Source organism: Shewanella sedimentimangrovi (assembly GCF_017354965.1).
GTDB classification, from domain to species: domain Bacteria; phylum Pseudomonadota; class Gammaproteobacteria; order Enterobacterales; family Shewanellaceae; genus Shewanella; species Shewanella cyperi.
The window spans coordinates 2,903,118-2,915,921 of record NZ_CP071502.1 but is presented as its reverse complement, the minus strand read 5'-3'; the positions used below and the strand labels follow the sequence as shown (position 1 = coordinate 2,915,921).

The window sequence follows — 12,804 nt, the reverse complement described above, 5'->3', positions numbered from 1 at the left end:
GATCAAGATGACAGATGCAATCAGCCGCGCCGGCGGCAAATGTGAATTATGTGGCAGCGAAGGTGAATTGTCGCTGTTTGCGGTACCCGCCAGTGGCGACAGACGCGACAATGAAATCGCCCTGTGTGCCACCTGTAGCGGCCAAATCGCCGATACCGACACCCTGGATGTGAACCACTGGCGTTGCCTCAACGACAGCATGTGGAGCCAGGTACCTGCGGTGCAGGTGATGGCCGCCCGTATGCTCAAGGAACTGGCCAGCGAGACCTGGGCCCAGGATCTGCTGGACATGCTGTACCTGGACGAAGATACCCAGGCCTGGGTGGATGCGGCAGCGGCCGAAGCCGCCCTGGATGCCGATGCGGCGCCGACCCTGGACTCCAATGGCACCCAACTGGCCGCCGGTGATACAGTGGTTATCATCAAAGACCTCAACGTCAAGGGCACCAGCTTTGTGGCCAAACGCGGCACTGCGGTGCGTAACATTGGTCTCACCAGCAACCCCGAGCATATCGAGGGTCGCGTCAATGGTACCCGTATCGTGATTCTCAGCTGCTACGTGAAGAAGTCCTGAGCTTCACAGCTTGCAGTTTAAGCCGCCCCGGGGCGGCTTTTTTGTGCCCTTCTTTTTTTAGTGAATTCAGACTCGACTGGTGGCGGCCAAGCTTAACTGTTATAAATAAGCCATTGAAAACACTGGATGCTGCTATGGCAAAACGACGGGAAGCATTTGAATTCGCCGGTGAGGCCGTGGCTGCGGGGACCGCCCGCACCCTGAGGCTGCCGGCGGCCAGGCTGTACAACGACACTCAACTGGATTTGATGGTGGAGGTGTACCACGGTAACAAACCGGGGCCGACCCTGCTGGTGTGTGCCGCCATTCATGGTGATGAACTCAATGGCATAGAAATCTGCCGCCGGCTGATGGGGCGCATCAATCCCAAGGCCCTGCATGGCACAGTGCTCCTGGTGCCGATAGTCAATGTATTCGGTTTTATTCAGAAATCACGCTACCTGCCTGACAGGCGCGATCTTAACCGCTGTTTTCCCGGCTCGGAAAAAGGTGCCCTGGCGAGCCGTCTTGCCAATCTGGTGGCTACCGAACTCCTGTCCCGCGCCAGCCATATCATTGACCTGCACACAGGGGCCATTCACAGGGACAACCTACCACAGATCCGCTGTGACACTTCGGATCCCGTGATGATGGCCATGGCCGGAGCCTTCGGCGCGCCGCTGATTATGGACAGCCGCGCCAAAGGGGTGTCCCTGCGCGGGTACGCCAATCAAAAGGGGATTCCCTGCATACTGTACGAGGCCGGCGAAGCCCTGCGCTTCAGCGAACTGGCTATTCGCACCGGCGTTCGCGGGGTGCTTAACGTGATGCGGATGCTGGAGATGCAAAAGGGCCCCATACGCCGAACCACGGCGGTCAGCGCCATCCACAGTTATTGGCTGCGCAGCGATGCCGATGGCCTGGTGAACAAAAAAATCCGTCTTGGTCAGCGGGTCAACAAGGGCAATATTATCGCCCACATTGTCAGTCCCCATGGAACAGAGGCCCTGCCAGTTCGGGCGCCTTCCGATGGTATCATCATAGGCATCAGCAATATCCCCGTGACCAACGAGGGGGAAGGCATGTTCCATATCGCCCAGTTCCAGGGCGATGAAATCGAAATCCTCAATGAGCAACTGGATGAATTCCTGATGGAATTCGCCTGATTTTACGTTTGTGTTTTAAAGGATAGTGCATGACTGCAATTCATTTTGACAACCAGAACATCACCCCGGGCAAGATAGTCTGCGTCGGCCGCAACTATGTGGCCCATATCGAGGAGTTGGGCAATGAGATGCCGGACGACATAGTGCTGTTCAATAAGCCCGCCAGTGCCCTGACCAATGAACTCAGGGCCTTTGCCGGTGAGGCGCTGCATTACGAGGCCGAGCTGAGCTTTTTAATTCGCACCGGCAGGATAGTGGCCGTGGCCCTGGGGCTGGATCTCACCAAGCGCGACCTGCAATCCAGACTCAAGCAAAAGGGCTTGCCCTGGGAGCGTGCCAAGGCCTTTGACGGCTCTGTGTTGCTGAGCGATTTTGTCACCATAGAAGATATCGCCGGCTTGAGCTTTGAGTTCCGCTGCGACGGCGAGCTGTTGCAACAGGGCAGCCTGGAGCTGATGATCCATCAACCCGCCACAGTGATAGCTGCCCTGGAAGGCTTTATGGCGCTGCAGGACAACGATGTGCTGATGACGGGCACCCCGGCGGGCGTCGGCGCCCTAAAAGCCGGTGCAGTCTATAGCGGGGCCGTGTACCAGCATGGCCGCTGTTTGCTGACCAAGGAGTGGCGCTGCCGCTGAAGGAGCCGCTGCAGGCTCTTCATAAGCAGCATTGGCGCTGCGGCTGAAGGCTGTTTATAGACAGCAATGATGCTGCGGCTCAAGACTGTTTATTCGCAGCAATGACGCTGGAGGCTCACTTGAGGCAGGGATGGCCGCCAACCATACTCAGATTATTGCCTTAGGAGAATGCCCATGGGGAGAAAGCACGCGATCCTGCTGTTGTTGGGCTTGTGCTGCCTGTCCTTGCAGGCCGGGGCCACACCCAGGCTCAGGGCCTGTGTTGATGAATATCCACCCCAGCAGCGTCTGCACCCCAAAGCCGAGGGGGAGAACATCGCCGCCTTGGAGGCCCTGTCGCAGCTGTTGTCATTGGATCTGGTGCTGGTGGAAGGTCCCAACTTCGCCCGTTGTCTGCTGATGCTCGACAGGGGGGAAGTTGATGTGGTTCCCGGGATCATCCCCAGTGAAGAGCGTGCCCGCCAATACCTGTTGCTGCCGTTTCGCCATGACAGCCGCTATGTATTTGTCAGTCACAAGGGCCTGCAGCCTTTGCTTCGCTATGAAGATCTCTATGGCAAGCCCATAGCCGTCAGCCGTAACACCTTGTATTTCTCCCGATTCGACAAGGATCCCGCACTGCAAAAGGAACAGGTGGGAAGCTTGAATACCGCGATCCGTATGTTGCTGGCGGAGCGGATCCAGTTGGTGATAGTGCCTGAGGTCAATCTGGGGGGATTAAGGTCGCAATTTGAGGACTTTGACCGCCTGTTGCAGGTGAACCCTTTGCGGATAGGTGAGGACAGGATAATTCAGTTCGGATTCAGTCGTTTTCACGGCTTGGGGCTCAGCGAGCAGACACTCAGGGACAAGGTGGAAACGGCCTTTGCCGCCGGGGTGTTTGAGGATGCAATCCGGGAGTTTATTGACACTCATCCTCACTGGTATTGAACCGAGCCTTCAGGAAATAACCTTATGCCTAATGCAGCGCTTGTTGCTCTTTTATCCCTGATCCTCACGGCCTGTCAGCATGGCGAGCCGGAACCTGAATCGAACGGGGAGCAAGTCTTACAACCAACAGCGCTGGCCTGTGGCGAACATGCTGCGGAGCTGAGCTTGCAATTACCCGAGTCCGAATTGCTGTTGACACTGTCTGAGCGCACAACCTGGGATGGACGCAATTTTCTGCAAGGGGATTTTACCCAAGACGAGGTGCGGGGCCGGGCAATACTGGACTGCAGCCAGACCCTGGTCCTGGAGGGCGAAGCCCGGGGGCTGCGGCTGGCCACCTTTGCCGTCAATTATCAGGGCACGGGGCTGTTCTGGTACCTGGGATTGTTCCGGGACAATAGCGCGGGGACTGTGGAGCACCTGGCCAGCGCTTTTCTCGGCGACAGGATTAAGGTGCAACAGTTGAGCCAGCAGGATGACAGATTGGGCGTTGAATTGCTGCGTCACGGTGAGCAGCAGGCCATGGCCGACGAACCGGCCGAGAAGGCGCTGCTGTGGTTTCACTGGCAGGCGGCTTCAAGCCGCCTGGAGCCCGTCCTGCAGAAGCAAGAGTAGGGATCCTTGCCGCGCGATTGAGCCTGGAAATTAATCCATTTCCAGTTCAATATCTGTGCAACCCTTGTCGCAGCGGATATGGCCTATGGGATCTTTTTTGGGATTGGCTGGCAATAGGGCATGCAGTGGTTTGCCGCAGACATCACACTTGATGCTTTTGCCGGAAAGCAATTGCTTGATAAGCTGTTTTTGCTTGTTGAATGACTCTGTGCTGCTGCTGTTAATCTTTGAAAAATCACCCATATTGATATCTCTGTTCCTTTTGGGGCTCAAGCTGCGCCCAGTATACGACAAGCCAGGCATCCGGCCCAGCCCGTTTGCCGCCTGGGGCCGGGCGTCATTCATTTGTGTTTACATTCGAGTTCCGGAAGTCGCTTTACAGTCCAAGTCCCGCGGCCCTACACTTGGCCATCCATTAGCCCTGTGACCTTGCCCATGAAGCTCTCGTCCCTGTTGCAACTTATTCTGCTGTCCGCCATTTGGGGGGCCTCTTTCCTGTTTATGCGTATTGCGGTGCCCGAGCTGGGCCCCGCCTGGCTGATGTTCGGCCGGGTGGGCATGGCGGCGCTGTTTTTGGCGCTGACCGCGCTGACGCTGAAAAAGTCGCTGCATTTTGGCCGTTACAAGGGCCACTACCTGATGCTGGGCATGTTCAATTCGGCGCTGCCTTTTCTGCTCTACGGCTATGCTGCCACCGAGTTGCCGGCGTCGCTGCTGTCGATTCTCAATGCCACCGCGCCGCTGTGGGGTGCACTGATCTCGGCCTTTTATCTTAAACACTGGCCGACGGGCAGGGCCTTGCTTGGACTGGTGACAGGCTTTGCCGGTGTGGTGCTGCTGGCAGGCGTTGAAAGCCTGGCCCTGTCGACGGACGGGCTGCTGGCGCTGCTGGCCGGATTGGCGGCCGCCGTTTGCTATGCCATCGCCTCCATTTACAGCAAACAAGCCAAGCAGACCGATGCCTTCGGTAACGCCCATGGCAGTATGTGGGCGGCCACCGCCATACTGCTGCCGAGCCTGTGGCTGGTACCGGCGCCGGTTGCCATGCCATCCAATGGTGCGCTGCTGGCGGTTCTGGCCCTCGGGGTGCTGTGCAGCGGCATCGCCTATCTGTTGTATTTCCGGCTGGTGAATACCCTGGGCGCCATGTCGGCCCTGACTGTGACCTTCCTTATTCCGGTATTCGGTATTTTCTGGGGGGCACTGCTGCTGGATGAGCACATAGGCTGGCATACCCTTTCTGGTACCGCCATTATCCTGCTGGGCACGGCCCTGACCACAGGGATTCGCCTGCCGTCCCTGTTTAAGCCTAAACTGAGTCGTTCATCATGACCCTGGATATTCTGGAAGATGAATCATCGGCCTTTGCCGATGAGATGAAGGCCCGTATTGCGGCCTTCAACGCCCAGCACTGGGATGCCAGTGCCCGCAAACCCCTGGGACTTAAATTACTTGGCGCCGATGGCAGCTTGCTTGGCGGGATCAGTGGTCGCACCTTCGGCAACTGGTGCCATATAGAGTATCTGTGGGTCAGTGAGGCGGGGCGGGGCCAGGGCCTCGGCAGCCGCTTGTTAAGCCGAGCGGAAGAGCTTGCCAGGGCAAGGGGGTGTCACAGTGTGCTGCTCGATACCCTGGAGTTTCAGGCGCGGGATTTTTACCAGCGCCACGGTTATCGGACCGTGTGGGTGCAGCAGCAGTATCCCTTCAGCGGTGAGAAGTATTTTATGGTGAAGCAACTGGATATGGTGAAGCAACTGGGGCAATAGCGCCAGGCTTGGCACCCAGGCAATAAAAAACGCAGCCAAGGCTGCGTTTTTTATCAGTCAATCAAAGTGTTATTTCACTTTCATTATTCGACTATCTGGGCATTGTGATACACGTTTTGCACGTCGTCACAATCTTCCAGGGCGGCAATGAACTTGTCGAAGGCCACTACGTCTTCACCGCTGATTTCGGTCATGGTCTGGGGCACGAAGGTGATTTCTTCCACCACGAACTGGATGTCCGGCATGGCTTCGGTCAGGGCGGTTTTCACCTTGTAGAATTCGGTGTTGGGAGCAAAGACGCTGATCATGCCATCTTCCACTTCCACATCGGACACATCCACATCGGCCATCATCAGGATTTCCAGTATGGCTTCGTCGTCCTCACCCTTGAACACGAACACCGCCTGGTGATCGAACATGTGGCCCACGGTACCGGGACCACCGAGCTTGGCATCGTTCTTCACAAAGGCCTGACGCACTTCGGTAAAGGTACGCTTGCCGTTGTCGGTCAGACAGTCAACTATCACCATGCAGTTGCCGGGACCGAAGCCCTCGTAACGGGCAGTATCATAGTCTTCACCGCCGCCACCCTTGGCCTTGTCCAGGGCGCGCTCAATCACGTGGGCAGGCACCTGATCTTTCTTGGCGCGTTCAATTAAACGGCGCAGTGCCAGGTTGCCGTCAGGATCGACCCCGCCACCCTTGGCACACACATAGATTTCCTTGCCATAACGGCCATAGATCCTGGTCTTCTGTGTGGCGGTTTTCGCCATGGATTCTTTACGGTTCTGATACGCTCTGCCCATCTTGTTCGTCTCGGATTAAGCCTGTGAAAAAAGTGCCGCGATTTTAACAGCTTTCCTTGCCGCTGTGCACCCACAGAGGCAACACTGCTCACAAAGCACGGATAAATTAAGAAAAATTGTGTTCCTGGCGGGTTCTGAGCTGTTGCTTTCTGAAGCAATTTATAGTGTTATGGAACGGTGTTGTTAACATTTACTTCACTTTAGTGAACGGCATACAGCGTACCGGCACGCACAGCCGGCATACCCAGGACATTAGCTATGCAAGGCGGACATAATAAAGAACAAGAGCTTGCCAACCTGGCAAACGACTTGCGGGAAGAAGACACTGGTGCCACGGTCACTGTGCTTTACTACGATGCCCCGGCCGGGCTTATCATGCACAATGCTGTGCTGACCGATCTGGTGGTCAGCAGCTCGGGCAGGGTGATGATCCCCCAATCCTTCCGGGACGGTAAATCCATCATTGCCGTGCTTGAGGGGGAGTGCAAAATTCTCAACTCCCTGGGTGAGCGGGTTTATGCCCAGAAGAGTCTGGATCTGGTATAACCGACAGCAAGATTTGATAACAAAACGCCCGCAACTGCGGGCGTTTTGTTTTACTGAGAGCGACCTCAGCTACACAGATCCTGGTACAAACGTTCTGTCAGTTGTGCCAAGGTATCCCCTTGGGGATGGGCCTGGGCATAAGTACGCAGACCATAGATCCCCATCACCAGGTATTGGGCCAACAGGGCAGGATCCCTGTCCGGTGCCAATTCACCTTCGGCAATGGCGCGGGCAAACTGTTGCTCAAGACCCTGTTGCCAGCGGCGCAGGCTGTCGCACAACAAACTGCGGATTTCGGCATCCTCTTCGTCCACTTCATTGAAGGTTTTGGTTAACAGGCAGGCCTTGTCGCTTTCACAGCTGCTGCATTCCTGCACCAGATTGTCCAGGTAGGCCCTAAGACCGGTCAGCGCCGGCACCGACGGCGAAAAAAATTGCTCAAATTGTCTGCCCCTGTCCAGCTGATATTGCTCCAGCGCCGCCAGTAACAGGCCGCGCTTGTTATCGAAGGCGCAATAAATGGATCCCGGGTGCAGGCCGGTGGCTCTGGTGAGATCCTGCATACTGGTCTTGGCAAAGCCCTTGGCCATAAAGGCTTTCATGGCCTGTCTCAGCACCTGTTCCCGATCGTATTCCGCGGTACGCATCTGCTCTTATCCTCTGTGAACTCAGCGCCATTCTAACCGATATTGAATGTTCGTTCAAAAAACATCTTGAATGATCGTTCAAGAATGGTTATCTTGAGCGCACATTCAAGAAAGGAGTGACCCCTTTATGACAGCCCAACTTTTTCAGCCCTACAGGCTCAATGACTCCCTGGTACTGGACAACCACATTCTGATGGCGCCCCTGACCCGTTGTATGGCCGATGCCGATCTGGTGCCGACCCAGGCCATGGCCGACTACTATGCCCGCCGTGCCGATGCCGGTTTGATTATCAGCGAAGCCACCATTATCCGTCCCGACGGTCAGGGCTACCCCAATACTCCGGGGATTTTTACCCAGGCGCAAATTGACGGCTGGCGTAAGGTTACAGATGCGGTACATGCCAAGGGCGGCAAGATATTTATGCAGCTGTGGCATACGGGCCGGGTAGCTCACCCCTTCTTCTGGGGCGGTGAAGCCCCCATTGCGCCGTCAGCCATTGCCGTAGAAGGCACAGTGCCGAGAATGCGTGAGCTGGTATACCTGACACCCAAGGCAGTGACAGTCACCGAAATTGCCGAGCTGGTGTCCGATTATGCCAAGGCGGCAGAAAATGCTATCGAAGCCGGATTTGACGGCGTGGAAATCCACGGTGCCAACGGTTACCTGATTGACCAGTTCCTGCACCACGACAGTAACCGCCGTGAGGATGAATATGGCGGCAGCCCCGAGAACATGAGCCGTTTCGCTCTGGAAGTGGTGGATGCGGTTATTGCCCGTATCGGCCATGAGCGCACCGCGCTGCGTCTGTCACCCGGCGCCTATTTCAATATGGCCGGCGATGCCCGTGACAGGGAAGTATTTGACTACCTGTTGGCTGAGCTGGAAGGGCGTCAACTGGCGTACCTGCATGCCGGGATCTTCGACGATGCCATGGAGTTCGATTACCTGGGTGGCCGGGTGTCCGACTACATGCGCGGCAAGTATGGCAAGACCCTGGTGGGTGTCGGCAGCTACACAGCCCACAGCGCCAGCCTGGCCATCAGTGAAGGTCGCTTCAACCTGATTGCCATAGGTCGTCCCTTTATCGCCAACCACGACTATGTGGCCAAGGTGAAGGCCGGCAGCGAGCTGGTGGCCTACTCGGACGAGATGTTGGCCAATCTTTACTGAGGCCTGAAATTTACAGGGCGTGCCTGGCGCCCCATCCACCCCAGGTCCCTTGCCCCGTTCCCAAGCGGGGCTTTTTTATGCCCGGCTTTTATGCCCTGCTTGTATTCCCGGTTTGTATTTCCGGCTAATATTTCAGAGTCTTATGGCTGGCTTGGGAAGGGATAAGTTGCTGCGAAGCTTGCCGCGAGCAGGCATAAAAAAGCCGCCCTGAGGCGGCATTTTTCTTGTTTGGGATCAGATAAGGCTCAGGGTCACATCCACGTTGCCGCGGGTGGCGTTGGAGTAGGGGCACACCTGGTGCGCCTTTTCAATCAGAGCCTGGGCCAGGGCTTGCTCCAGACCCGCAAGCTTAACGCCCAGCTCCACAGCTATGGCAAAACCCACGCCCTTGGGGTTGGCACCTATACCAACCTTGGCCGTGACCTCGGGTTCGTTTGGCAGGCGCAGCTTGTCCTGACCGGCGACAAACTTCAGTGCACCAATAAAGCAGGCGGAATAACCGGCGGCGAACAGCTGCTCCGGATTGGTGCCCGGACCGTCATTGCCACCCAGGGCCTTGGGTGTGCTGAGGCTGACACTCAGGCGACCATAGTCGGAAGCGGATTTTCCTTCGCGACCACCTATGGAGGTGGCGCTGGTGTTGTACAGTGCGTTCATAAGTATTCCTCTTTATATGGGGTAAGTTTGCGCCCGTGAGCCGATGCTATTTCGATAGCAGTTATCTCGATAATAGTTATTGCAATAACTGTTGATTGAAATAAAAAGCCGCTCAGGCGTCTTGTTAATAAAGTTATCGCGATAACTAAATGCGTGCAAGCATAATAATCAATGACAGCTTGGTGAGATGGCGTTTTGTGAGCAGGATCACATGGCGGTGTTGAGCTTTGGGCAATGGCCCTCCGGCTTGGGATTAGGCTAGCTGCCCAGCTTACGGCGCAAATTGTCCAGCAACTGCTTGAGCGCCTGCAATTCGGGGATGTCCATGCCGCAGCGGCTGATGATGCATTGATTGACCTCAAGGGCCTGTTGTTCCATAGCCTTACCTGCGTCTGTGAGGGTGATCGCCAGGGAACGCTCGTCCTCGTCGCTGCGGCGCCTTTGCACCAGGCCCTGGTTCTCAAGCCGCTTGATGACGGGGGTCAAGGCTCCCGATTGTTGCCCCAGCCGCTCGGCTATGTCTTTGAGGCCCATACCATCCTGCTCCCAGAGGATCAGCATGATGAGATATTGGGTATAGGTCAGACCCAGGGGTTCCAGCAGCGGCTTGTAGAGTGAGGTCATGGCCAGCGAGGTGGAATAGAGGGCAAAACAGAGCTGGTTGTCCAGAAGCAGGCGTGGATGGCTGGTCATGATGTGTTTCTTCAAAGACTTGAGTGCAGGCACTATAACAAAAGCGACAGAGCAAATGCCACAGAGTAAAAAACGCCAGGTGGGCAAAAAGCCTGGCGGCCCAGATAACAGGCCGCTCTAAAAAGAATAACAAAGCCGGGCAGGGGCCCGGCTTTTTGTCTATGGAGGACTTGTCAGGATTCCAGTGGCTTGAGGCCGCTCAGCCTGAGCCTTGCCAGCCCGAACAGGGTGTCGCTGCCGCTCTCTTCCACATTGCCGGTTTCCATGCCGGTCAGCAGCGACATGGCCTCGGTGACATGATCTATGGCATAGATGTGGAATTCACCGGCATTGACTGCGGCCACTATGTCCTGCCTCAGCATCAGGTTGGCCCGGTTGGCGGTGGGGATGATCACCCCCTGGCCCTTGTGTCTGCCCTTGATGACACAGACATCAAAGAAGCCTTCGATTTTCTCATTGACCCCGCCTATGGGCTGGGCCTCGCCGAACTGATTCATCGAGCCCGTGATGGCCAGGTCCTGGCGCAGCGGGGCACCGCTGATGGCGGAGATAATGGCGCAGCATTCGGCCATGGAGGCGCTGTCACCGTCGACACCGCTGTAGGACTGCTCGAAGGTCAGGTAGGTGGTCAGCGGTATGTGGGCGGTTTTGCCGAGCACAGACGACAGGTAGGCCGTCAGGATCCACACCCCCTTGGTGTGGATGCGGCCACCGAGCTTGACCTTGTATTCGATATCGAGGATTTCTCCCTTGCCATAGGCGGTGGCGGCCGTGACCCGGTTGGGCACCCCAAACTCGTGATCCGAGGTGGCTATCACAGACAAGGCATTGATCTGGCCCACCACCTGTCCTGTGGTGTCGAGCAGTGTGGTGCCGTTTTTAAACTGCTGCATGATTTGATCTTTAAGGCGGCATACCCTCAGCTCCTGGTTGGCCAGGGCCTGCTCTATGTGCTCCCGCGCCATCAGCTCGGCACCGGCGCTGCGGGCGCAGTAGTTGCTCTCCCTGAGCAGATTGGCAATATTGGCCGAATGCAGCGACAGTTTGGTCTGATCTTCCGCCTGGCGGGAGCTGTACTCTATGACCCGCGACAGGGCGCCGGGGGTGCAGTGCAGCATCTGATTATCGTGCACTATGCTGGAGATAAATCGGGCATACATGGACTCGGATTCGGCGGTGCGCGGCATCACGTCCTCAAAGTCGGCGGTCACCCGGAACAGTTCGCTGAAGTCGGGATCGTAATGCTGCAGCAGCTGGTAGGTTTGGTAGTCGCCGAACAGGATGATTTTCACATCCAGGGCTATGGGCTCGGGGGCCAGGGAGATGGCGCCGGACAGGGACACTTCCCGCTCCAGGGAGCTCAGGTCCAGCTGCCGTGAACGCAGTGCTTTTTTCAGGCCATCCCACACGTAGGGACGTTCCAGTACCTTGATGGCGTCCATCAGCAGCACGCCGCCGTTGGCCTTGTGCAGGCTGCCGGGGCGGATCAGGGTAAAGTCGGTAAATACCGTGCCCTTGAAGGTGGCGCTTTCCACATAGCCAAACAGGGTGTGGTAGTTGGGGCTTTCTTCCACCACCACGGGAAACTTGTGTTCATCCTGGTTGACCAGCACATTGACCTGATAACGGCGGGGCATCTTTTTATCCAGCGAGGCGTAGGCCAGCGCCAGTTGCTCCTCGCTCTCCTCCAGGAAGATGTCCAGGTTGTCCAATATGTCTTTTTGCATGGCGGTCAGGAAGCCGCGCACCTCGGGCTGGCTGCGGTACTTGTCCTTGAGCGGCTTGAAAAAGTGGGTCAGCACCTCCCTGGCCACCTGCTCGTCGTGTTCCTGCTGCTTGTTGGAAAACTCCTCTTCCCATTCGGTCAGCTGGCGAATGATGCCACGCAGGCGTTTCTCCAGCTGCTTGATGGCGCTCTCGAAGCGGTTGCGCTCGGCCTCATCCAGGGCATCGTAGCTCTCGTCGGTGTGGGGCTCCTCGCCGTTCATGGCAATGAGTTGGTAATCCCCCTGTACCGTCAGTGACAGGCTGATGTTCTCCGCCTTGGCTTCCTCGGTCAGTTCGGTCAGGGCCGCCTGCTGCTGCTTGGCCAACTCGGTCTTGAGCTTGTCGGCGCGGGAATAATACATCTCATTGTCGAAAGCCAACGGCAACGCCTTGACCAGGCGCAGCATCAGTTTTTCCATTTCCTTCCTGAAGGTGTTGGCTGTGCCCGCCGGCAGCTTCAACACTTTTGGGCTGCGGGTGTCATCAAAATTGACCACATAGCACCAGTCGTGCAGGCTGTGCTCCTCGAACTCGTGGCGCTTGAGGTAGCGCAGCATCATGGTGCGCTTGCCCAGACCGTTCTGGCCTATGGCATAAATGTTGTAGCCCTTCTCACGGATGGACATGGCAAATTCCACCGCACTCTGGGCTCTTTCCTGACCAATAATGTCGTCCAGCGGTGGCAGCTGGGCGGTTGAGCTGCAATCTGTGCCCAGCGCGTCCAGATTGGCGCAGCGGTACAGTTGCTCGCCCGTGAGAGTCGTGATGGCCATGGCCGTTCCTTGTTGAATAATGCTTTTACTGACAATAAGATGGCTGGAGGCGCAACGCAAACACTCCCTTGCCGAC

At 56.7% G+C, this 12,804-nt stretch carries 15 protein-coding genes; 9 read left to right on the top strand and 6 right to left on the bottom strand.

The window, feature by feature from the left end; all coding sequences use genetic code 11:
- Nucleotides 1-7 precede the first annotated feature (7 nt).
- The 5 genes from JYB85_RS12765 to JYB85_RS12745 all read left to right on the top strand — a co-directional run bounded on the left by JYB85_RS12765 (nucleotide 8) and on the right by JYB85_RS12745 (nucleotide 3,902).
- Nucleotides 8-574: a PhnA domain-containing protein gene (locus JYB85_RS12765; RefSeq protein WP_407695859.1), complete on the top strand. Its 567-nt coding sequence runs from the start codon at nucleotides 8-10 to the stop codon at nucleotides 572-574.
- Between the two features lie 134 nt (nucleotides 575-708).
- A complete protein-coding gene (locus tag JYB85_RS12760) occupies nucleotides 709-1,719 on the top strand; it encodes a succinylglutamate desuccinylase/aspartoacylase family protein (protein ID WP_207379608.1) in 1,011 nt (336 codons plus the stop codon).
- 29 nt (nucleotides 1,720-1,748) lie between these two features.
- Complete coding sequence (locus JYB85_RS12755; protein ID WP_207379607.1) at nucleotides 1,749-2,357, top strand: fumarylacetoacetate hydrolase family protein; 609 nt, start codon at nucleotides 1,749-1,751, stop codon at nucleotides 2,355-2,357.
- A 174-nt stretch (nucleotides 2,358-2,531) separates the two neighbouring features.
- Nucleotides 2,532-3,287: a substrate-binding periplasmic protein gene (locus JYB85_RS12750; RefSeq protein ID WP_207379606.1), complete on the top strand. Its 756-nt coding sequence runs from the start codon at nucleotides 2,532-2,534 to the stop codon at nucleotides 3,285-3,287.
- 24 nt (nucleotides 3,288-3,311) lie between these two features.
- Complete coding sequence (locus JYB85_RS12745; protein ID WP_207379605.1) at nucleotides 3,312-3,902, top strand: hypothetical protein; 591 nt, start codon at nucleotides 3,312-3,314, stop codon at nucleotides 3,900-3,902.
- 30 nt (nucleotides 3,903-3,932) lie between these two features.
- On the opposite strand, the gene JYB85_RS12740 is transcribed toward JYB85_RS12745, so the two are convergent.
- On the bottom strand, nucleotides 3,933-4,145 hold the full coding sequence (locus tag JYB85_RS12740; RefSeq protein ID WP_207320370.1) for a hypothetical protein: 213 nt from the start codon (nucleotides 4,143-4,145) through the stop codon (nucleotides 3,933-3,935).
- Between the two features lie 192 nt (nucleotides 4,146-4,337).
- On the opposite strand from JYB85_RS12740, the gene JYB85_RS12735 reads away from it, so the two are divergent.
- Both JYB85_RS12735 and JYB85_RS12730 read left to right on the top strand, forming a co-directional pair.
- On the top strand, nucleotides 4,338-5,234 hold the full coding sequence (locus tag JYB85_RS12735) for a DMT family transporter (protein WP_207379604.1): 897 nt from the start codon (nucleotides 4,338-4,340) through the stop codon (nucleotides 5,232-5,234).
- A complete protein-coding gene (locus JYB85_RS12730; protein ID WP_207379603.1) occupies nucleotides 5,231-5,668 on the top strand; it encodes a GNAT family N-acetyltransferase in 438 nt (145 codons plus the stop codon). The genes JYB85_RS12735 and JYB85_RS12730 overlap by 4 nt, the downstream gene beginning before the upstream one ends.
- A gap of 83 nt (nucleotides 5,669-5,751) precedes the next feature.
- On the opposite strand, the gene JYB85_RS12725 is transcribed toward JYB85_RS12730, so the two are convergent.
- Nucleotides 5,752-6,474, bottom strand: a complete 723-nt coding sequence (locus tag JYB85_RS12725) for a YebC/PmpR family DNA-binding transcriptional regulator (protein ID WP_207320367.1) — start codon at nucleotides 6,472-6,474, stop codon at nucleotides 5,752-5,754.
- A 258-nt stretch (nucleotides 6,475-6,732) separates the two neighbouring features.
- Here JYB85_RS12725 and JYB85_RS12720 point away from each other — a divergent pair, with 258 nt between their 5' ends.
- Nucleotides 6,733-7,020 (top strand): TIGR02922 family protein, encoded by a 288-nt coding sequence (locus tag JYB85_RS12720; RefSeq protein WP_207320366.1) that lies wholly within the window; start codon nucleotides 6,733-6,735, stop codon nucleotides 7,018-7,020.
- A gap of 65 nt (nucleotides 7,021-7,085) precedes the next feature.
- On the opposite strand, the gene JYB85_RS12715 is transcribed toward JYB85_RS12720, so the two are convergent.
- Nucleotides 7,086-7,667, bottom strand: coding sequence for a TetR/AcrR family transcriptional regulator (locus tag JYB85_RS12715; protein ID WP_207379602.1), 582 nt, complete (start codon nucleotides 7,665-7,667; stop codon nucleotides 7,086-7,088).
- 127 nt (nucleotides 7,668-7,794) lie between these two features.
- Between JYB85_RS12715 and JYB85_RS12710 the strand changes: the two genes are divergently transcribed.
- The gene (locus JYB85_RS12710) at nucleotides 7,795-8,838 is read left to right on the top strand and encodes an alkene reductase (RefSeq protein WP_207379601.1); all 1,044 of its coding nucleotides are present in this window, start codon (nucleotides 7,795-7,797) and stop codon (nucleotides 8,836-8,838) included.
- Nucleotides 8,839-9,072: 234 nt separating this feature from the next.
- Here the strand turns inward: JYB85_RS12710 and JYB85_RS12705 are convergent, their stop codons facing one another.
- The 3 genes from JYB85_RS12705 to JYB85_RS12695 all read right to left on the bottom strand — a co-directional run bounded on the left by JYB85_RS12705 (nucleotide 9,073) and on the right by JYB85_RS12695 (nucleotide 12,728).
- The gene (locus tag JYB85_RS12705) at nucleotides 9,073-9,495 is read right to left on the bottom strand and encodes an organic hydroperoxide resistance protein (protein ID WP_207379600.1); all 423 of its coding nucleotides are present in this window, start codon (nucleotides 9,493-9,495) and stop codon (nucleotides 9,073-9,075) included.
- Between the two features lie 258 nt (nucleotides 9,496-9,753).
- A complete protein-coding gene (locus JYB85_RS12700; RefSeq protein ID WP_207320362.1) occupies nucleotides 9,754-10,188 on the bottom strand; it encodes a MarR family winged helix-turn-helix transcriptional regulator in 435 nt (144 codons plus the stop codon).
- A 173-nt stretch (nucleotides 10,189-10,361) separates the two neighbouring features.
- On the bottom strand, nucleotides 10,362-12,728 hold the full coding sequence (locus JYB85_RS12695; RefSeq protein WP_207379599.1) for a Lon protease family protein: 2,367 nt from the start codon (nucleotides 12,726-12,728) through the stop codon (nucleotides 10,362-10,364).
- Between the last annotated feature and the right edge of the window lie 76 nt (nucleotides 12,729-12,804).